Source organism: Candidatus Sulfotelmatobacter sp. (assembly GCA_035504415.1).
In the GTDB taxonomy this organism is placed as follows: Bacteria; Vulcanimicrobiota; Vulcanimicrobiia; order Vulcanimicrobiales; family Vulcanimicrobiaceae; genus Vulcanimicrobium.
On sequence record DATJRY010000011.1, the window covers coordinates 31,058 to 50,868 of the forward strand.

Genomic DNA, 19,811 nt, shown 5'->3' on the forward strand with positions numbered 1-19,811 from the left:
CGTTCCCACCAGGTGAACCTCCAGCGCTACCGGACGCGCCTGATCGTGGCGTTCGCGTGCGCGATCGCGCTCCACGAGATCGTGGCCGGCTTCGTGCCGGCGCCGGCGGCGCCGCGTGCCGACGAGCGCAACATCGAGGTCACGCTGCTGGACGTGCGCACGCCGCGGCCGACCCCGCGCCCGACGCCGCGCGCCACCCCACGCCCGACGCCGACGCCGCGGCCGACGCCGGTGCCGACCCCGCCGCCGCGCGTAACGATTCCGCCGCACGCGACCCTCGCGCCCGTCCCGCGGATCGCGGCCCGCGCCCACGGCACGCCGCAGCCCCGTCACGGCGGCGGCGCGCCGCGGCGGATCGTCCTGGTCACGCCGGTCCCGGCCGCGCCGGCCGCCGCGGAAGGCGGCGCGGGCACCGGCAGCGCCAGCGGAACGGGCAGCGGGACCGTCGCCGGGACCGGCGGCGGTGCCGGCGGCAACGGGACCGGGATGGCCGGGAACGGCAACGGCGCGGTCAACGCGCAGACGCCGTGCGGCACGGTCGACCTCGAGGCGCAGGACGAGCCGCACTGGAACGGCACGACGATCAGCGAGCAGGTCGTCGCGACCGTGACGTTCCCCGACGGCCACCACGAGCAGGCCGTGTTCCCCTACCGCTGGGTCTACCAGAACGGCGAGGAGACCGATCCGTGGTCGTCGACGAACTTGCGCAAGCCGCAGTACGAGATCGTGCTGCAAACGCCGCCGCCGGGAGCCGACGTCGCCAGCTACTCGCCGTTGATCCAATACATCATCAAGCACACGCAAGCGAACGGCACGACCGATCTGCCGCCGTGCCCGCGCGGCGTCCGCTCGTGATCCACGTCGCCGTCGACGCGCGCGACCTCGACCGCGACTGGCGCGGCATCGCGCGCTACGTGCGCGCCGTGCTGACGCGCTTCGCCGCGCGCGACGACGTACGCGTCACCCTGGTGCGGCGCGGTCCGTTCGGGCAGCGCGCGCCGCGCGACGCCGACGTCGTCTGGCATCCGTGGAACGGGACGTTCTTCACCGCGCGCGCGCCGTCGGTCGTGACCTTCCACGACGCGGTGCCGTTTCGGTTTCCACCCGCCGATCCGCGCCGGCGCGCCAACGATCAAACGCCGTGGCTGCGTTCGGCCGCGCAGGCGCGCTCGTTCCTGGCCAACTCGCACTTCACCGCCGGCGAGGTCAGCACGTATCTCGGCGTCGCGCCGGAGCGCCAGACGGTGACGTTGCTCGCGGTCGAGCGCGACGTGTTCGCGCCCGCGGGCGAGGCCGCGCGTCTGCCCGACGGGCGCCCCTACGTGCTGTTCGTCGGCGCCGACGAGCCGCGCAAGAACCTGCGCACGCTGGCCGACGCGCACGAGCGCGCGTTTCCGAACGCCGAGGTCGCGCTGGTCGTCGCCGGCGGCGCGCCGCCCCCCGGCGTGCGCGCGACGGCGCTGGGCGCGCTGGACCCGGCCGCGCTCGCCCGCTGGTACCGCGGCGCGCTGCTCGTCGCGGTGCCCTCGTGGTACGAAGGCTTCGGGTTCCCGCTGCTCGAGGCGATGGCGTGCGGTGCGCCGGCGGTGGCGTCGCGCGCGACCTCGCTGCCCGAGGTCGGCGGCCAGGCCCCGTGCTGGATCGACGACCCGCTCGACGTCGCGGCGTGGTGCGACGCGCTGCGCGCGCTGGCCGCCGATGCCGCCGCGCGCGCGCGCTTGCGCGACGCCGGCCTGGCGCGCGCGGCGACCTTCTCGTGGGAGCGCTGCGCCGAGGAGACGCTGGCCGTGTTGCGGCGGGCCGCGCGATGACGACGCCGCTGCACATCGCGGTCGACGCGCGCTTCGCCGTGCTCGACGATCGCGGCATCGGGCGCTACACGCGCGCGGTCGCGGCGCGGCTGCGCGACGATCCGGCGCTCGCGTGGACGTTCGTCGCCCCGGGTCCGTTCGCACCGCGCGCGCGCATCGCCGCGGCTCTGAGCGTCCCGCGCGCGCAGGTCGTCGGCCGCGTCCCGCGCGACGCCGCGGTCGTCTGGAACCCCTCGAACGCCACCGACCTCGCCGCCGCCGCGCCGCAGGTGACGATGGTGCACGACCTCGTGCCCTTCGCGTTCCCCGCCGCCGACGCGCGCGTGCGCGCACGCGAACAGGATCCGTTGCGCCGCACGGCGCGGCGCGCGCAGCGGATCCTCGTCAACTCGGCGTTCACGGCAGCCGAGCTGACGACGTACCTCGGCGTCGCGCCCGAGCGCATCACGGTCACGCCGCTGGGCATCGAGCCGGCGTTCGCAGCCGGCGGCCCGCGCCATCGCCTGGCGGACGGGCGCCCGTACGTGCTGCACGTCGGCGCACACGATCCGCGCAAGAACCTACCGACCCTGGTCGCGGCCTGGCGCCGCGCGTTTCCCGACGCGTCGGTCGCGCTGGCCTTCACCCGCGCGCCGCGCGATCGCATCGCGGGGAGCGTCACCGTCGCGCCGGCCGACGACGCCGCGCTGGCGGCGCTGTACCGCGGCGCGGCGCTCGTCGCGGTGCCCTCGCTGCACGAGGGCTTCGGCCTGCCGGTGCTCGAGGCGATGGCGTGCGGCGCGCCGGTCCTCGCCTCGCGGGTCGCCGCGCTGCCCGAAGTCGGGCGCGACGCCGTCGCGTGGATCGACGAGCCGCTCGACGTGGCGGTCTGGGCGAGCGCGCTTTGCACCGCGCTGTACGACGCGGCGGTGACGCGCGCGCGCGCCGAGCGCGGGCCCGCGCTGGCCGCTGGGTACACGTGGGAGCGCTGCGCGACGCTGACGCTGACGGCGCTGCGCGACGCCGCGCTCAGCCCCGAAAGATATCCAACATCCGGCTGACGTGCGTCTCCAGGCGCCACAGCTCCGAGCGCTGGTGGGCGGCCTCCGCGTACTGCGCCCAGTTGGCCGGATCGAAGACCTGCTCGATGGCGCGCGCGAGCGCGGCCGTGTCGTTGCGCGGCACCAGCACGCCGGCGTCGCCGAGCCAGTCGCTGATTCCGCCGACGTCGAAGGCGACCGCCGGACGCCCGCGCGCCTGACCTTCGACGCCGGTCAGCCCGAACGGCTCCGGCCACGTCGACGGCATCGTCACCGCCGTCGTCTCGTCGATCGCCTCGCGCAGCTGCGCGACGTTCAGCCAGCCGCGCCAGTCGACGGCGACGTCGAGCCGCTGCGCATCGGTGCGCGCGTCGCGCTCTTCCTGCTCGCCGCGGCCCGCGACGACCAGCAGCGGACGCCGCGCCGCCGGGATGCGCGCGAGCGCCGCGATCAGCGGACGCAGCCCCTTGTTGGGAACGAGCCGTCCGGCGAACAGCAGCGCGTCGCGCGCCGGCCGCGGCGCGGGGACCGCGCGATAGGCTTCGCGCCGGAGCGCCGGCGAGATGACGACGATGCGGGCCGGATCGATGCCGTTCATGATCGCGCTGCGGCGCATCATCTCGCTCGCCACCGTGATGACGTCCGCGGTGGCCAGCGCGTCGCGCACGGCCTTGCGGCGCGCCAGCGCGTGCTCGCTCGAGGGGCGCGGTCCGTGCACGCAACCCCGCAGGACGGCGTTCACGCGGCACGCGTTCCCCATCGGGTGCGTGCAGATCGCCGGGAACTGCGGAAAGATGCGGTCGCCGGTCGGGCAGAACGCGCGATGGTCGTGCAGGCGCGCCACCCAGCGCTTCGCGACGGCGCGAATCGCGCGCAGCACCTCGGCGTCGAAGATGCTGGCGCTCGCGACCGTCGACGCGCCGGTCGCGCGGACCGCGTCGGCCACCGCTCGCGCGGCCTCGGGCGAGGGATCGTGATCCTCGTCGGACCAGCGGATCTCGGTCGCCGGCACGCCGAAACGGTGCTTCTCGTCGACGATGCGCCCGAACAGCCGCACGTCGACGCCCGCGTCCGTCAGCGCCGGGACGACCGTTTCCCAGTACCGCTCCGCGCCCCCCACGTCGGCGACGTGGTCGTAGAGGATGGCAAGCGGCTCGGTGAGCGCGGCGGGCATGGACGGCGGAGGAGGTTCATCGGACCGAGCGTTCTACCTTCGTACGGAATGCGATGGCCGTGGCAACCTCCCGCGTGGTATGCGCAGCACGGTGAGGATCGAACGCTTGCTATGCTCCTTGGGCGGCGACGCCGCGGCTTTTACATCGACGTCGGCGCGTGGGACCCGGTCCAAGACTCCGTCACCAAGTACTTCTACGACCGCGGTTGGCACGGTATCAACGTCGAGCCGAATCCCGCGTTGTACGCGCGGCTGTGCGCGGCGCGACCGCGCGACGTCAACCTCGAGGTCGCGCTCTCCGACGCGCCGGGCGAGCTCGAGCTGCACGTCATCGGAACGACGGGACTTTCGACGTTCGCGCCGGAGTTCGCCGGCTCGAGCACCGCGTGGGCGGTCGAGAACCGCGGCGTCGACGGCGCGCACGCGGTTCGGGTCACCGTCACGACGCTGTCCGCGATCTGCCGCGAGCACGTTCCCGCCGGGACGCAGATCGACTTCCTCAAAGTCGACGTCGAGGGATGGGAAGAACGCGCGCTGCGCGGCGGCGACTGGTCGGCGTATCGGCCGACCGTGTTGTGCATCGAAGCCGTCGAACCGCTGAGCGACCGTCCGAACTGGGCGTCCTGGGATGCGTTCGTGCGCGCGCAGGACTACGACTTTCTCGACTTCGACGGCCTCAATCGCTGGTATCGCCGGCGCGAGCGCTGATGCGGGTTCTGTTCGTCGTCCGCCCCAATACCCCGGAGCGCCGCGGCGGAGACACCACCGTCGCCGACGGCGCCGCCGTCGCGCTGCGCGCCGCGGGCCTGGAGGTCACGATATCGGCCGACCGGGAACCCGATCCGCGCGGCTACGACGTCGCGCACCTGTTCGGCATCTTCGAACCCGAGACGCAACAGCCCCAGATCGACGCGCTGCGCCGTCACGGCGTGCCGCTCGTCATCTCGCCGATCTGGTGGGACCGCAGCGGACTGTTCGCCCTCGGACCGCGCCTCATTCGCGTCTTGAACGACCGTGATCCGCGGCGGATCGAGCGGCGGATCAAACGGTTCCAGGACGACGAGCGCAAGCTGACCGCACGCGTCGGGAAAGGCGCGGAACGCCGGCTGGCACGCCAGGCCGCGATGCTCGCGGCCGCCGACGTCGTCGTCACCGCCAGCGAGCTGGAGAGCTTCGTGTGCGCGCGCGGCTTGCGCGTCGTCGAGCCGCCGTACGTCGTCGCGAAGTACGGCCTCGAGCGCGACGCCTTCGTGCCATGGGCGACGCGGCGCGCCGGCGTCGTGTGCGTCGGCCGTATCGAGCGCCTCAAGAACCAGGCGATGCTGCTCTTCGCGCTGCGTGACCTCGACGTCGACGTCACGCTGGTCGGGCGCTCCTACGAGGACGAGTATCTCGCCGTGACCCGCCGTTGGGCAACGGCCCGCACGCACTTCGTCGACCGCCTGCCCATCGACGAGCTGCGCGACTTGCTCGCGCGAAGCGCCGTGCACGTCTTGCCGTCGTGGGCGGACTTGCCGGGGATGGCGTCGCTCGAAGCGGCCGCGGCCGGCGCGCGCATCGTCGTCGGCAATCGCGGCAGCGAGCGCGAGTACGTGGACAACGAGGCGGAGTACGCCGATGCGCTCGATCCCGCGGGGATCCGGGCGGCCGTCATGCGCGCACTCGAGCGTGGCCCGCGCGAACCCGGCGACGCACTCGAGCAGCGGTTGCGTGCGACGCGGTGGGAGGACTATGCCGCCCGCGTCGCCGCCGCCTACCGGCTCGCTAGTTCGGCGCGCGCTTGATGTCGTCGATCACCCACTCCGCGCCGTCCCACGCCAGTGAGACCTGCTCGTACTCAGCGAGGTGCTGCGCGGGATCGTGCGCGTCGGTCCCGGTCAGGCGGACGTCGACGCTGCGGTCGCCGAGCTGGCGCACCAGCACGTCGGGCGAGTCGATCGTGCTGTAGCGATCGATGAAGTCGTCCTCGCTGAACCGTTTGCGGTAACGCGCCGAGAGCATCCCGTAGGCGAACGACCAGTGCTTGCCCTCGATCTGCTGATAGAAGTTCTCCATCATCGCGCTGAAGTCGGGATCGCTCGGGGCCGGTGCCGGCGACGCGGCCGAGGTGGACGACGACGAGCCCGAACAGCCGCCGGCGCACACCGCCGCGGCGAGTGAGACCGCGAGCAGCACGAGTCGAACCCGCATCGCGGCCCCCTTGGCGGGCCGCGGGCGGTCGCCCTGTCGAGCCGTCGAGGAAGGGCAAGCGGCTCGTCGAAGCGCGCCGCCATGCAGCCGACACGCGCGATCGTTCCCCTGCTGAGCTTCGTCGCCGCCGCGACGACGGCACTCGGCGCGCAGGCGCCCACGAGCGGTGACCGCGCGGGCAGCGTGGTCGTCGGCGGCGTCACGCGCACGTACGTCTACCACGTCCCGCCCACGCTCGGGAAACGCGTACCGCTGATCCTGGTCTTCCACGGTCACTACATGACCGGCGAGCAGCAGTCGAAGATGACGCACCTCGATCCGCTCGCCGACCGGCGCGGCTTCATCGTCGTCTACCCGAACGGCATTCGCCGTGGCTGGAACGACGGCCGGCGCAACAAGGGCGTCGACGATCTCGGGTTCCTGCACGCGCTGATCGCGACGTTCGCGCAGCGCTACCCGATCGACCGCAAGCGCATCTACGTCACCGGCTTCTCGAACGGCGCGACCTTCTCGGAGATCGTCGGCTGCACGCAAGCCGACACGATCGCGGCGATCGCGCCGGTGTCCGGACCGCTCGCAGCCGACATGCTCTCCAGCTGCCATCCGCAGCGTCCGATCTCGGTGCTGGCGATCGAAGGCACCGCCGATCCGCTGGTGCCGTACGGTGGCGGTCAAGTGCACATCTTGGGGTTCGCGCGCGGTGCGGTGCTTTCGATCCGGCAGACCATCGACTTCTGGAAGACCAACGCCCATTGCACCATCGGACCGCGAGAGACCGCGCTGCCGCCGATTCCGCCCGGCGACGGGACGCGGGTGACGCGCACGGCCTTCGCCGGCTGCACGGACGACGCGGCCGTGCAGCTCTACACGATCACCGGCGGCGGGCACGCGTGGCCGCAGGGGCCGCAGTACCTGCCCAAGGCCGTCGTCGGCATCGCCAGCACGCAGCTCGATGCCGACGGCGCGATCGTCGACTTCTTCTACGCGCACCCGCTGCCCTGAGCGACGCCTACGGAGCGCCCTCGACGACGACGTTCAAGCTGACGGTCTGCGAAGCCGCGCGCCCGCGCACGCCCGTCCGCGCGCCGATTCCGACCTGATAGGTCAATTCGAGCGGATAGCTGCCCGCGCGCACCGCCGGCGGCACGTCGACGATCAGGTCGACGCAGTGCGTTTGCACTTCGTGCGCCACCGGCGAGGTCCAGACGGTCTGGCCCCGCTCGCCGCCGTTGTAGAGCGTCGTCTTGGCGCCCGAAAGATCCGGCACGGACCACGACACGGCGCTCTTCGCGGGCGCACGATAGGCCGGGAACGTGTCCGTCGTGTTGGCGGCGAACCCCGCCAGGTCCGCGTACGCGAGCGCGCTCGGATCGGCCGTCGTGATCTGCAGCGCGCAGGCGAAGGTGTTCGTTCCCTGCTGCGCGATCAGCGTCGGCGTTTGCACGGCGACGCTCAGATACTCATCCAATCCGCGCGTGTCCGGCGACGGCGTCGGCGATGCCGTCGGCGTGGGCACCGGCGTCGGTGACGGCGTCGCGGTCGGCTGGGGGCCGCCACGGGTTCCACCCAGTGTGCGATCGACACTCGCACCATCGGCGCTCGGCGTGCGGAGCGACGGGATCGTCGTCGGCGTCGCGCCCGAACAGGCGGTCAGCGCGCACGCCGAGAGCGCGGCAAGCAAAGCGAAATACTTGCCGTTGCACACGGCCATCTCTATTACACCCTCCGATAAAGTCGGCCGGACACTGTGCCGCTTGACGGCACAGTGCTACGTCCCTCTCCGTACCGGCCAGGTTAAATATCGGTTTGTGTTTTGCTTAGTTTAGGTACGGAGCGTCTTATTTTGCGCGGTTATCAACACTGCAACGCGACGCCGCTTGGGTAGATTGGCCGATCGATCAACGATTCGAGCACGTCCGGCTTCGCGGTGAGCACGACGTCGCAAAACGCGGCGAACGCGGCCCGGATCGCTTCACCCTCCGCGAAGCGCTCGGTGGCGGTGATGTCGACTTTTCCGTCAACCGCGAGGAAGCGCACGAACCGACCGTCGTCGTCTTCGTCGACCGCGACCAAACCCGCGTCGGCGAAGATGCGAAAGGCGGCGTTGACGGTCGAGCCTTCGACCCGCTCGAGGTCGACGCTGGCCGCGATGTCCGCGGCGGTCATGCGCAGCACGCCGTCGGCCGCGAGGCGTTTGGTCGCCGCGTACAGCGCGCGCAACGTCGGCAGCGGCGGCGCGTCGCGCGCGATGATGTAGTCGTTGATCGCGCGGTCGCGCTCGCCGAAGAGCAGGTGGATCGAGGCGTCGGCGCCGTCGCGGCCGGCGCGCCCGGCCTGCTGGTTGAACTCGGTGAAGTCGAAGTTGAGGTGGTAGAGCACGACGTGCCGCACGTCGGGCAGGTCGATCCCCTCGCCGAACGCCGAGGTCGCGACGACGATGCGAATCGCCCCCTCGCGGAACCAGCGCTCGACCTGCAGCCGCTCGGCGCTGGCCACGCCCGCGTGGTAGAAGGCGACCCCGTCGCCCAGCCGCGCGCGCAGCTTCTCGGCCACCTTGGTCGCCTCGGCGCGCGAGTTGCAATACACGATCGCCTTCGCGCCGTCGGCGCACACCTGTTCCAGATAGGCCAGCTTGTTGGTCGTCCCGCGCGCGTCGACGACGTGCAAGTTCTCGCGCACGGTCGGGTCGATGACCCAGGAGTCGATCCCCAACGCCTCGCGAATGCGCTCGAAGGCTTCATCGCCGGCGGTCGCGGTCAACGCCAAGACTTGCGGCGCGCCCAAGCCGCCCAGCCACGCGTCGATCCGCGCGTACGCGGGGCGGTGGGTCGAATCGAACAGGTGATGCGCTTCGTCGACGACCACCAGCGCGGGCCGCGAGCGCTCGCGGAACCGCTCGAGGTGGTACTGGACGAACTCGGGCGTCGCGCAGATGACGTCCCACTCCCCGGTCTCGAGCGCGGCGAGCAGGGCCGCCCGCTCGCCGGCGTCGATCGCGCCGTTGGCGCGGTGAATGCGCAGGCCCAGCGGCCCCAGGCGCCGCTGCAGCGCCTCGTACTGATCGTTGGCGAGCGCGCGCAGCGGATACAGCACCAGCGTCTTCTCACCGCCCTCGAGCGCCCGCACCGCCGCCGGATACTGGAAGCACAACGACTTTCCGCGCCCGGTGCCGAGCACGGCCAGCGTGTTGCGCCCGTCGGCCAGGCGCTCGAGCACGGCCTGTTGCGCCGGGCGCAGCGGCCGCTCGCCGATCAGCGCCCGCAGCACGTCCTGTGCACCGGCGGCAACGGCGTCGCGGGCGGGCGCGACGGCCGCGGCGCGCGCGCGGCTGACGTAGATGTTGATGCCGAACGAGCGCGCGCCGCCGCCGGTCACGGCCGTCACCTCGGCGGTGTAGCGTTCGCCGGCGTCGAGGTTCGGCGCGATGCGCGCCGCGATCTCGCGCTTGACGAAGCCCAGCTGCAGGCTGCCGTACCACACTCCGATCGCGTTGGGATCGAAGGCGTTGTCGGCGTGCCGGCGCAGCTCGAGCGCCTCGCCGGCCCGCAGCGCGCCGACGACGTCTTGGCGCCCCTCGAAGGTGACGCCGACGACCTTGGTGTTGAAGCCGGTGGCCTCGCCGATCGTCGCGTAGGGGTCGCGGTCGAGGAACTCGCCCGCCCGCGCGTACAGCCCGTCGAGAAACGCGCGCGCGTCCGGCGGAATCTCCGCGGACGCGCGTGGGGTACCGAACTCGCGCAGCAGCCGCTCGAAGGCGGCCTCCGACGCCGTCGGCGGCGGCAACTTTCCTTTGGGCGGACCGGAGCGCAGCGAGGACCGCGACGGGTTCGGCGTGCCGAACCCTCTAAATGTGCGACTCGTGCTCGGGCGCGGGTTCGCCATCGTCACCGAGGTTGAGCCGGATCTCCTCGTGGCCGAGCTCCGCCGCCTCGTCGTGCAGGCCCATCGTCTGCGCATCGAGCGGGTCGACGACGTGCTCGATGTGGTTGCGCGCGAGCTCTTCGTCGGCGATCTCGGACGGCGTGCGCTCCGGGACGCCGAAGTTGCGCTGCTCGTACTGGCTCAGATCCTGATCCTGAGACTTGCGTTTGTAGCGCGCGGGCTGCGTCGTGCGGCGCGAGGCCGTCTCGCGGTTGCGCAGCTCGCGGCGCTCGCGGCGCTGCGCCAGCACCTCTTCGCGGTCGCGCAGCGCCTGCGCGGCGGTGGCCTTCTGTGCCCGCGCGGCCGCGACCGTGCGCGGCTGCGAATCCAGCCCCGAACGGTGGAACAAGCCGCCCAGGCTCGAGCCGCCGCGGCGCGAGCGCTTGTGCAGCACCGCGACCAGCGGGGCCGAGAAGAAGATCGAGTGGTAACCGCCCGAGCAGATGCCGACCAGCAGCGCGAAGGCGAAGTTCTGCAGCGACGCGCCGCCGAACGCCAGCAGTGCGACCAGCGTGATGACGACCGTCGCCAAGGTGTTGACCGAGCGGCTCATCGTCTGCAGGATCGACGTGTTGACGATCGTGTCGAACGGCTGCCCGTCCATCAGCTTGACGTTCTCGCGGATCCGGTCGAGGATGACGATCGTGTCCATGACCGAGTAGCCGATGACCGTCAGGACGGCGGCCAAGAACGCATCGTCGACGCGGCGCCCGGCGATGGCGTAGATGCCGATCATCATCAGCGAGTCGCGCACCAACGCGACCACGCAGACCCAGCCGAAGATCAGGTTCCAACCGAAGCGGAACGCGATGTAGAGGAACTGGATCGCGATCGCGATGACCAGCGCCTTGACCGCGTTGAGCAGATACTCGTGTGAGAGCGACGGCCCGACCGCCGAGATCGACGACGCGTTGCGGTCGACGGGCGCCACGGAGTTGAGCGCGGCCCACAGCGGGTCCGAGTCGTTCCCGAAGTCGTGCTGCGTTTCGACGGTCCAGCCGAGCCCTTGCGTCTGACCGGCCTTGGTCAGCGTGTTGACCTGCGCGTCGGCGACGTCGATCTTGGCCAGCGCGGCTTGGATCGCTTCCTGCGTCGCCGGCTTCTTGAAGGTCACCGTGACGTCGGTGCCGCCGGTGAACGAGAGGCCCAGCCGCAGCGGCGCGCCGGTGTGGACCCAGTTCCACACCATCATCGCGATGCCCAGGCCGATGATGACGTACGAGATCGCCGAGACGGTGCGGAACCAGCCGACGACGTTCCAGTTGAGACGACGGAAGAACATGCTAGTGGGCCTCCGCCGTCTTCACGGGCGGCAGCACGGTGCCGCCACCGGCGCCGTACGCGGCCTTGTTGGTCACCAAGTCGTTCTCGACGACCACGTCCATGAAGAACCGGGTCACGACGACCGCGGTGAAGAGCGAGAACGCGGTGCCCCAGAAGAGCGTGTACGCGAAGCCCTTGACCGTCCCGGTACCGAGCATGTAGAGCACGCCGGCGCCGACGATGGTGGTGAAGTGTGAGTCGAAGACCGAGCTGAACGCGCGCTGGAAGCCGATGCGCACCGCGGCGCGCAAGCTCTTGCCGGCCCACAGCTCCTCTTTGAGGCGCTCGAAGATCAGGACGTTGGCGTCGACGGCCATACCGATCGAGAGCACGAAGCCCGCGATCCCCGGCAGCGTCAGCACCGCGTGCGCGACCGAGAGCAGCGCCAGCAGCGCCAGCACGTAGACCATCAGCGCGACGTCGGCCAGCACGCCGGGCAGCCGGTACACGAACGCCATGAACAGCAGCACGATCACCAGGCCCGCGCCGCCGGCCCACAGCGACTTGACCAAGTCTTCCTTGCCGAGCGTCGGGCCGACGTCTTCCTTCTCGATGATCGTCAGCGGAACGGGCAGCGCGCCGGCGTTGAGCTCGTTGGCCAGCGTCGAGACCTGGTCTTCCGTGAACTGACCGTGGATCATACCGTCGGTCGAGATGATCCCTTCGATCGTGGCCGAGCTCATGAACTGGCGGTCCAGGAAGATCGTCAGCTGCTGACCCATGTGGTCGCGCGTGAGCTTGGCGAACTTGGTCGGGTTCTTCGTCTGGAAGTCGACCTGCGGCTCGTTGCCCTGTTGGCTGAAGGCCGGCGTCGCGCTCTTCAGCTCCGCGCCGCTATAGACGACCGGGCCGCAATCCTTGTACGCGCCGTTGGGGTCTTGCGCGTATTTCGGGTTCGATTCGGCCTTCGTGACGATTTGCGGCGGGCAGATCTTGAAGTCGAGCACGGCCGCTTGTTTGAGCAGCTTCTCGAGCTCGTCGGCGTTGGCGACGGCCGGCAGCTCGACGAGGAGCCGGTTCGACCCTTCCTTCGAAATGATCGGTTCGGACACGCCGGCATTGTTGATGCGGTTCTGGATGACCAGCTGCACCTGATTTTGGACGTCGTCCGTGATCTGCGGCACGTCCTTGGTCGTCTCCATCTGGAGCAACACGCGGGCGCCGCCTTGCAGATCGAGGCCGAGGCGAATTTTTTTCTGGATGGGCGTGATGGCCCATACGCAGAGCCCGACCAGTGCGAGCAGGAGCACCGCTTGTAACGGCCGCTTGAGCTTATTCCACATACCGGATTCCGGGGAAGGGGAGAACCCCCGGATCGTAGCATGGGGGGCGAACAGCGTCAAACGACGTTGCGGTCGTCCGGGATCGCGTGGGGGTAGGCCCGGGGCAGGCGGAGGTCATCGATGATCGACACCAAGGGCGTCGATGCAGGACTCCTTCAAACGCGATATCGTCTTACCAAGCAGCGTGCCGCCGTGTTACGCGCGCTCGAGGACGGTGCGCATCTCACCGCCGAGGCGATCCACGAACGGGTCCGTGCCGCGCTGCCCGCGGTCAGCCTGGGGACGATCTACCGCACGCTCGACATCCTGCGGGCGATCGGCCTGGTGCAGGTGTTCTCGCACGGCGGCGCCGCGCGCTACGAGGCGGCGCTCGACAAGCACCATCACCTCGTGTGCACCACGTGCAGCGAGATCGTCAACGTCCCGGCGCCGCAGATCGGCGCGATCGCGATGGCGGTGGCCCAGGATCACCGCTACTCCGGGGTCGACGCCGCGCTGGTGGTGACGGGGCGCTGTGCCCGTTGCGCCGGCCTGGCGCGCAACGGAGCGGGGCCCTCCTAGGTGGGTTCGCCTTCGGGCGAACCCTTCGCGTTCGGCCGGTGGCCGATCCGCACCGCCCTCGTCCTCGCTGCCGCCCTGACGCTCGCTCCGCTCGCGGCCGGCTCGCAGGTGACCAACCCCGCACCGGGGCCGAGCGCGAGTCCGGCCCCGCTCGCGTTCGCGCAGCCGCGGGTGGGCGTCGTGCCCGGGGGCACCCTCGCGGTCGGGCTCACCGGCGGGACGCCGCCGTACACCCTCACGGCCTCGTTCGCGGTGGGCGCGGCCTACGATCCGGCGCAGAACGCGGTCGTCTTGAGCGGACGAGCGCCCGGCGCCGGGACGGTCACCGCGACCGACGCGAGCGGCGCCAGCACGAGCTTGGCGGTGCTGGTCGCACCGGCGGCCGGCGTCGTCCCGGCCGATACCGACGTGCGGCTCGGCGGGACGGTCGGTGCCGACTTCGCCCAGGTACAGACGCAGACGCTGATCGGGGCGGTCGCGCAGCTACGGCCGGGGGCGACCCTCGCGGTCGGGGGGCTGAACCTGCCCGCGCAGCTGCCGCCCGGGACCGTGCTCGACCTGCCCGCCCCGGTCACCATCGCCGGCAACGGCCGCTGGGTCGACGTCAGCGGCACCACGACCGTTCACCTGCGGGTCGACCGGCTCTCGCCGCTGGTGCCGACGACGCTCTTCTACAGCGACGATCCCGAGCGCATCACGGCGGCCATGCAAGGCGTGCTGTTTCGCGGCACCATCGATCCGACGCATCCGGTGCGGCTGTACGCCTACCATCTGGCCGACCGGCCGCGCCGGCTGGTGCTCGTGCTGAACGCCACCGGCGGCATGGAGTCGGACGTGCAACTGGTCGGCGCGGCCGCGGGCCCCTCGCAAGAGTTCGCGTACGTCGGCCATCTCTCGACCGTGCGCTATCTGCTGGCGCGCGCGGCACAGCAGAGCGTCGTGCTGCCGGTGACGCCCGACGCACCGTTCTTCCTCGACCTGGGCATCCTCACGCCGGGTCAGCTCGTCGCCGCGGTCGACGACCTGCGGGTGCTCGACGGCAACACGCTCGACGCGATGATCGTCGCGGTCGATCCCAACGTCGATCCGGCCAACTACCTGCGGCAGCCGACCCTGGCCGGCGACGGCCACGGCCGGCGCGGCGAGTTCTCGCTGGTCGACGTCCCGCCGCTCGCGCTCAGCTACACGGTCGGTGCCGCGGAGCCGGCGCCGTTCGTCATCGGCCGCCCCACGCTCCCGAACCTGGTGCCCGGGGGTCGCGCGCTGGGCGGCGATTACGGCATCATCCGCCGCGTCGCGCTGCACCTGGTCAACCCGACGCAGCAAACGCAGAACGTCTATCTCTACGAGCAACTCGGTCATACCACCGGCGGTACGACCACCACGATGTGGTTCACCGGCGACCCCGCGCCGATCCAGGTGCCGTGCATCGGCCACCCGGATACGCGGTACCTCGTGCGCGGCTTCGCGCTCGCGCCCGGCGCCGACGAAACGGTCGGCGGCGACTACATGACCGACGGCACCTCGTCGTTCCCGCTGTATTTCGGGCTCACCTCGACGCCGCCGGTCACGCTGACGAAATCCGCCTGCTAGCGAGCATATCCTGGGCTACCGGCACGCTTCGTGCGAGGGGCGCAATGAACAAACAGGTACTCGTCGTCGTCTACGTGGTCGCGATGGCAGCGATCATCATCGGTGTCGATTTCGCGTTCTTCCGCGACCGCTTCACCGAACGCCTGATCGTGAACATCGGCATCGTCTTGGTGTTCGCGGCGTTCTACTTCCGATTCCTCAGATATCCGTGAGCGGGAAGCACGACGATCGCGGCCGCGCACACGAAGGCCGCGATGCAGCAGCCGAACGCGACGGGGTAGCCGAAGCGGTCGACGGCGCGACCGACGAGCAGCGGCCCGAGCGCGCCGAGCAGCGCGATCGGCACGCCGTGCACGGCGATGATCGCGCCGTACGCGCGTCGCCCGAACAGGTCGGCGATCACCTCACCGCGCAGCGGCGAGAGCGCCCCGTACGCGGCACCGAACGCCAGCACGTACGCGAGCACCGCGATCGTCGCGCTGCTCGCGATCAGCACCGCCAGGCCGGCCGCCTGCAACAGGAACGCGATCGCCATCTGCTGCAAGCGCGGCACCCTGCCGGCCGCGTACGCGACCAGCGAACGCCCGGGCAGATACGCGACGCCGAACAACCCGACCAGCGACGCCGCGCCGGCCGGCGCGTACCCGCGGTCGATGAGGTACGCGACATGCTGCACCAGGACCGCTGAGCTGGCGCCCAGCGCCAGCGTCAGCGCGACCGTCACGGACCAGAACGCCGGCGTGGTGAGCGCCGCGCGCAGCGCCATCCCGCTCTGCGGGCCGGCATCGCGGGCGTGCGCGCGGCCGTCGGGGACGAGGCCGAGGTCTTCCGGATGCCGGCGTACGAGCGTCGCGTGCAACGGCAACGCGATGCACAGATGGATCGCCGCGAGGACGGTCACCGCGATGCGCCAGCCGTAGGCCGCGATCAGCAGACCGGAGAGCGGATAGAAGATCGTCGAGGAGAACGCGCCGAAGAACGTCAGCACCGCCAGCGCGTGCACGCGGCGCGCCGCGAACCAGTTGGCCAGGACGGTGAACGAGACCGGATAGTAGGTGAGCGCCGTTCCCACCCCGAGCCCGAGCGCCCACACGAGCTGGAATTGCGCCAGCGTGCGCACCTGTGCCAGCGCCAGCAGCGAAGCACCGGTCACCAGCGAGCCCGCGCACAGCACGAGCCGGGCACCGACCCGGTCGAGCACGCGACCGATGCCGATTCCGACCAGCCCGGCCACCAGGATCGTGCCGGAGTAGGCACCCCCGATCGCGGCGCGGCTCCAGCCCAGCTCGCGCACGAGCGGGTCGACGAGCAAACCGATGAGGTACTGGGTCGTCCCGTACGCGACGATCGTCGTCACGCCGAGCGCGGCGACGATCGTCCAGCCGTAGTACCAGCGCGGCGCCGCGCGCGTCACCCCGCGCGCTCGACGAAGGTGCAGAACGCCGCCGCCGCGCGCAGCTGCTCGACCGACGTGCACGGCGTCGCCAGAATGCGCGGCGAGCAGACCAGCACGGCCAGCGCGCGGCCGCGCGAGACCGCGACGTTGAAACGATTCTCTTCGAGCAAGAAGTCGGCGCCGCGCGGCGCGTCCTCGGCACTCGATGCGGCCAGCGAGTAGACGACCACCGGCGCTTCCTGACCCTGGAACTTGTCGACGGTCCCGACCCGAACGTCGTCGCCGAACCGCTCGGTCAGCGTGCGCCGCAGCAGGGTGACCTGCTGGTTGTACGGCGAGACCACCAGGACGTCGGCGGCCGTCAACGGACGGTCTCGTCCGGCGCAATCGGTGAAGGTGCTTCCCACCAGTTCGTCCATCAGCGCGACGACCGCGTCGGCCTCTTCGGTCGACGCCTGACTGTTCCCGGCGTGCGCGACGGGCACGTAGCGCAGACCGGCGCCGCGCCAACGCGGCGTGTCGATCCGCTGCGCCGCACAGGTTGGAGCCGGCGTCAGCCGGCCGTCGTACGAGAGGTCGGACACGAACCCGCACAACGGCGGCGCCATGCGGAAGCTGCGATCGAGGAACACCCCGCGATCGGGCGGGACCGTCGCCTCCTCACCGAGCAGATGCGCGAGCACCGAGACTCCGGTCCGATCCGGGTGGGTCGCGACCGAGACGTGCGCCAGCTGCATCGGATCGCCGAGCAGCACCACCGATCGCGCGGCGGTCGCCATCGCCAGCGCGTCGGCGAGCGACACCTGCCCCGCCTCGTCGATCACCAGCACGTCGACGCGCTCCAGCTCCGCGCGCGAGAAGAGCCACGCCGTTCCCGCAACCAGGTCGTACTCGCCGAACGCGCCGTTGTCGGTGCTGGAGGCGATGAACGGCGTGACCAGCCGCGAGACGAACGGATTGTCGGCGGCGCTCTTCTTCACGCCGCGGAACGAGGCGTCGCGAGCGGCGACGACGCGTTCGACCTCGTGCAAGAGGTTGTGGATCGCGTGATGTCCGGTCGAGGTGACGCCGACGCGCTTCCCCTCGGCGAGGAGATCGGCGATGACGTGCGCGCCGGTATAGGTCTTGCCGCTGCCGGGCGGCCCTTGGACCGCCAGAACCGAGTCGTCGAGCTCGCGCACCAGCGCGGTCACGTCGGCCGGGTCGATGGCCTGCGCGCCGGGCCGCACCGCGGGCTGGACGTCGCCGGCGAAAAGCCGCCCGCGCAAGCGCGGCGCCGCGCCACGCAGCAGATCGTACGCGGCACCGTAGACGCGCGCGGCACTCCCGTCGAGTACGGCCGCGGCGAAGCGGCGCAGCGCCCCCTGCTGCTCGTCGGTCTCGAGCGGCCATCCTGGTCCGAGCGCGCGCGGGTGGGGCGACTGCTCGGCGCGCTTGAGCTCCAGCAGCCCGTCTTCGTCGTCGATGCGCACGATCTCGCCGGGCGACTTGCGCGTGCGCACGTCGACCGGCTTGCGGCCGAGCTTGTGCTGCTGCGGCGGAAAGCGGTAGGTGTAGATGAGGTTCTTCGCCTTCGGCTTGTCGGGATCGCGCCGGGGCGGAACCTTCGCGCAGAGCTCGAGGCCGCCGAGCGCCTCCGTGTCGTCGGCCACGAAGTCGAACGCGTCGTCGCGCTCCGAGCGCTCGTAGACGGCCCACTGGACCGGCTTGGCCTCGCGGCGATGGTAGCCGAGCAGATGGGCCAGCGTGCGGCGCGGATCGTCGGCCGGTGCGTTCGCTTCGAGCGCCGCCTGCAGCGCGGTCCGCTCCGCCGCGGCACGGCGCTCCTCGTCGGTCGGCTGCCTCGGGTCGACGACGGCTCGGTAGGCGATCGGGACGCCGAATCGCGCCTCGGCTTCCTGGCGCAGACGCAGCAGCCAGCGGTGAAGCGCGTGCGTCGAGACGCAGTCTTCACGATTGTAGGCGATGATGTCGTCGCGCGTGGCGTCGTCGCGCTCGGTCAGATACCGCTCGAAGGCGACGATCGAGTCGTCCCCCTTGCGGACGTCGGCACGGCGCACGAACCCGTAGAGCGGCTCGAGCGTCTTGATCGAGTAGCTCTCGCCCGACTGCGCGAGTGCGCCGCCGACGACGGCGAACAGATCGACCAGCGCTTGCGCGCGGAGCAGCTCGTCGACCTCGTCTTCGCGCGTACCGTGCCGCATCGCGAGGTTGCGCAGCGCCGACTTCTCGTACGACGCGTAATGGTAGACGTGGGCACCCGGATGAGCGAGGCGATACGCGGTCAGCCAGTCGACGAACGCCTCGAACGCCCGCCGCTCGTCGTCGCGCGTATGTCCCCAGAAGTGGCGGTAGCCGCCGTCGGGACCGTCGACGTACGCGCCGAACAAGTACTCCAGGCCGACGCCCGGCTCGTAGAGCGGGTCGCCCTCCATGTCGAAGTACACGTCTGCGTCGGTCGGCGGCGGCAAGAGGGCGAAGCCGCCGCCCTCCGTTGGTGTCAGCAGCTCGTACGAAGGCCGGCCCGTGACCCGCTGCGCGCGCTGCAGCGTCGCCTGGCGCTGGAGCTTGAGGAACGTCGCGGCGGCCATCCGCGCCGGGCGCTCCGCGACGCCCGCGCTCGCCAGCGCCGTCAGCGTGGGGATCGCGGCCTCGCGCAGTCGCTCGACCTGCGCGCGGCGGATGCGCGCGACCAGCGAGAGGTGGTCCTCGGCGCGTCGTGCGCCATCGCACACGGCCGACCACGCGCACGTGGCGCACGCCGTGAGACGATCGGGAACCACGTCGGGATCGAGACCCGCGACCGCCGCTTCGAAGCGCGCCCGGGCCGCGCGCACGTAGGCGACGAAGCGGGCCGTCGGATACGCCGTGTCGTGTCCGTCGCCGAACAAGGCGCGAATCGTGCGCGGCAGCGTGCCTTGGATGCTCGCCACCAAGTCGGCGTACACGCACAGCTGCACGACGAAGGCCGCCTTCTCGCGGACGGCGAGCTTGGCGTCGCCGACGTCGTACGACCACGAACCCAGGTCGCTCGGAACGTCCGTGCGGTACAGGAAATCCGCGCGTCCGAGCCAGCGGCCGTCGGTCAGCGTCGCCTGATAAATGACCGGCGCGCCCGCGCGCATCGCGGCGCGCGTCCCTTCGGCCGCCAGCCGCAACGCGTCACCGCTGCCGTCTCCCTCGGCGATGCGCGCGACCTCGACCCCGGCGTTCTCGAGCCGCCGCAGCACCGCATGCTCGTGCTGCTCCCCTTTGCGCGCGATGATCTCGAGCGTCGGGTCGTCGGCCGGCGGGGCGGCGCCGGCGGCGCGGGCGCGACGGTTCAAGGCCACGCGATGCTCGCAGGCGAGAAAGTCGTTGAGGTCGGTCGCCGCGTAGAGGAGCCGCTGATCAGCCAGCAGCACGGGCGTGTTCCGGGCGGGCCACGCGGCGAGCGTAGCAGGGACGAGTGCCAGCGGGGTGGCCGCCTCGTCGCCCGACGGTGGTGTCGGGACGGCGACGTTGCCGAGTTCGCTCACCGACCGCTGCGTGCGTCGCGCG

The 19,811-nt window shown here is 71.3% G+C and carries 17 protein-coding genes; 9 read left to right on the forward strand and 8 right to left on the reverse strand.

Annotated features, from left to right (window positions below):
* The first annotated feature begins 45 nt into the window (after positions 1–45).
* From VMD91_06540 to VMD91_06550, 3 genes are read left to right on the forward strand one after another with little or no spacing between them, the layout of a single operon-like run.
* The gene (locus tag VMD91_06540; GenBank protein HTW83703.1) at positions 46–855 is read left to right on the forward strand and encodes a hypothetical protein; all 810 of its coding nucleotides are present in this window, start codon (positions 46–48) and stop codon (positions 853–855) included.
* A complete protein-coding gene (locus tag VMD91_06545) occupies positions 831–1,811 on the forward strand; it encodes a glycosyltransferase family 1 protein (protein ID HTW83704.1) in 981 nt (326 codons plus the stop codon). Before VMD91_06540 ends, VMD91_06545 begins: the two co-directional genes overlap by 25 nt.
* Positions 1,808–2,851, forward strand: coding sequence for a glycosyltransferase family 1 protein (locus VMD91_06550; protein ID HTW83705.1), 1,044 nt, complete (start codon positions 1,808–1,810; stop codon positions 2,849–2,851). The genes VMD91_06545 and VMD91_06550 overlap by 4 nt, the downstream gene beginning before the upstream one ends.
* On the opposite strand, the gene VMD91_06555 is transcribed toward VMD91_06550, so the two are convergent.
* On the reverse strand, positions 2,820–4,004 hold the full coding sequence (locus tag VMD91_06555; GenBank protein HTW83706.1) for a glycosyltransferase family 4 protein: 1,185 nt from the start codon (positions 4,002–4,004) through the stop codon (positions 2,820–2,822). The genes VMD91_06550 and VMD91_06555 overlap by 32 nt on opposite strands.
* 111 nt (positions 4,005–4,115) lie before the next feature.
* Between VMD91_06555 and VMD91_06560 the strand changes: the two genes are divergently transcribed.
* On the forward strand, positions 4,116–4,712 hold the full coding sequence (locus VMD91_06560) for an FkbM family methyltransferase (GenBank protein ID HTW83707.1): 597 nt from the start codon (positions 4,116–4,118) through the stop codon (positions 4,710–4,712).
* A complete protein-coding gene (locus tag VMD91_06565; GenBank protein ID HTW83708.1) occupies positions 4,712–5,788 on the forward strand; it encodes a glycosyltransferase in 1,077 nt (358 codons plus the stop codon). The genes VMD91_06560 and VMD91_06565 overlap by 1 nt, the downstream gene beginning before the upstream one ends.
* Here VMD91_06565 and VMD91_06570 read toward each other — a convergent pair.
* Positions 5,769–6,194 carry a hypothetical protein gene (locus VMD91_06570; protein ID HTW83709.1) on the reverse strand — a complete coding sequence of 142 codons (426 nt, stop codon included), beginning with the start codon at positions 6,192–6,194 and terminating at the stop codon, positions 5,769–5,771. The genes VMD91_06565 and VMD91_06570 overlap by 20 nt on opposite strands.
* A gap of 81 nt (positions 6,195–6,275) precedes the next feature.
* Here VMD91_06570 and VMD91_06575 point away from each other — a divergent pair, with 81 nt between their 5' ends.
* Positions 6,276–7,196, forward strand: coding sequence for a PHB depolymerase family esterase (locus VMD91_06575; protein HTW83710.1), 921 nt, complete (start codon positions 6,276–6,278; stop codon positions 7,194–7,196).
* Positions 7,197–7,203: 7 nt separating this feature from the next.
* Here the strand turns inward: VMD91_06575 and VMD91_06580 are convergent, their stop codons facing one another.
* The 4 genes from VMD91_06580 to secD all read right to left on the reverse strand — a co-directional run bounded on the left by VMD91_06580 (position 7,204) and on the right by secD (position 12,688).
* Positions 7,204–7,905 carry a hypothetical protein gene (locus tag VMD91_06580; GenBank protein HTW83711.1) on the reverse strand — a complete coding sequence of 234 codons (702 nt, stop codon included), beginning with the start codon at positions 7,903–7,905 and terminating at the stop codon, positions 7,204–7,206.
* Positions 7,906–8,048: 143 nt separating this feature from the next.
* The gene (locus VMD91_06585; protein ID HTW83712.1) at positions 8,049–9,977 is read right to left on the reverse strand and encodes a DEAD/DEAH box helicase; all 1,929 of its coding nucleotides are present in this window, start codon (positions 9,975–9,977) and stop codon (positions 8,049–8,051) included.
* A 61-nt stretch (positions 9,978–10,038) separates the two neighbouring features.
* Entirely contained in the window at positions 10,039–11,397 is a 1,359-nt protein-coding gene (gene secF / locus VMD91_06590) for a protein translocase subunit SecF (GenBank protein HTW83713.1), read from the reverse strand.
* 1 nt (position 11,398) lies between these two features.
* Entirely contained in the window at positions 11,399–12,688 is a 1,290-nt protein-coding gene (secD, locus tag VMD91_06595) for a protein translocase subunit SecD (GenBank protein ID HTW83714.1), read from the reverse strand.
* A gap of 153 nt (positions 12,689–12,841) precedes the next feature.
* Between secD and VMD91_06600 the strand changes: the two genes are divergently transcribed.
* From VMD91_06600 to VMD91_06610, 3 genes are read left to right on the forward strand one after another with little or no spacing between them, the layout of a single operon-like run.
* Entirely contained in the window at positions 12,842–13,282 is a 441-nt protein-coding gene (locus VMD91_06600; protein ID HTW83715.1) for a transcriptional repressor, read from the forward strand.
* On the forward strand, positions 13,283–14,875 hold the full coding sequence (locus tag VMD91_06605) for a hypothetical protein (GenBank protein ID HTW83716.1): 1,593 nt from the start codon (positions 13,283–13,285) through the stop codon (positions 14,873–14,875).
* 44 nt (positions 14,876–14,919) lie between these two features.
* The gene (locus VMD91_06610) at positions 14,920–15,087 is read left to right on the forward strand and encodes a hypothetical protein (GenBank protein HTW83717.1); all 168 of its coding nucleotides are present in this window, start codon (positions 14,920–14,922) and stop codon (positions 15,085–15,087) included.
* Here the strand turns inward: VMD91_06610 and VMD91_06615 are convergent.
* Together VMD91_06615 and VMD91_06620 are read right to left on the reverse strand one after the other, a co-directional pair.
* Positions 15,060–16,289, reverse strand: a complete 1,230-nt coding sequence (locus VMD91_06615; protein HTW83718.1) for an MFS transporter — start codon at positions 16,287–16,289, stop codon at positions 15,060–15,062. The genes VMD91_06610 and VMD91_06615 overlap by 28 nt on opposite strands.
* A complete protein-coding gene (locus tag VMD91_06620; protein ID HTW83719.1) occupies positions 16,286–19,789 on the reverse strand; it encodes a TM0106 family RecB-like putative nuclease in 3,504 nt (1,167 codons plus the stop codon). Before VMD91_06620 ends, VMD91_06615 begins: the two co-directional genes overlap by 4 nt.
* Positions 19,790–19,811: the final 22 nt, after the last annotated feature.

Bases quoted from the DNA above. Each gene is read 5' to 3' on its own strand.
- VMD91_06580 (HTW83711.1), bottom strand. From the start codon at position 7,905: ATGGCCGTGTGCAACGGCAAGTATTTCGCTTTGCTTGCCGCGCTCTCG.
- VMD91_06610 (HTW83717.1), top strand. From the start codon at position 14,920: ATGAACAAACAGGTACTCGTCGTCGTCTACGTGGTCGCGATGGCAGCG.
- VMD91_06600 (HTW83715.1), top strand. From the start codon at position 12,842: ATGATCGACACCAAGGGCGTCGATGCAGGACTCCTTCAAACGCGATAT.
- secF (HTW83713.1), bottom strand. From the start codon at position 11,397: ATGTTCTTCCGTCGTCTCAACTGGAACGTCGTCGGCTGGTTCCGCACC.
- VMD91_06555 (HTW83706.1), bottom strand. From the start codon at position 4,004: ATGCCCGCCGCGCTCACCGAGCCGCTTGCCATCCTCTACGACCACGTC.
- VMD91_06575 (HTW83710.1), top strand. From the start codon at position 6,276: ATGCAGCCGACACGCGCGATCGTTCCCCTGCTGAGCTTCGTCGCCGCC.
- VMD91_06565 (HTW83708.1), top strand. From the start codon at position 4,712: ATGCGGGTTCTGTTCGTCGTCCGCCCCAATACCCCGGAGCGCCGCGGC.
- VMD91_06550 (HTW83705.1), top strand. From the start codon at position 1,808: ATGACGACGCCGCTGCACATCGCGGTCGACGCGCGCTTCGCCGTGCTC.
- VMD91_06570 (HTW83709.1), bottom strand. From the start codon at position 6,194: ATGCGGGTTCGACTCGTGCTGCTCGCGGTCTCACTCGCCGCGGCGGTG.
- VMD91_06560 (HTW83707.1), top strand. From the start codon at position 4,116: ATGCTCCTTGGGCGGCGACGCCGCGGCTTTTACATCGACGTCGGCGCG.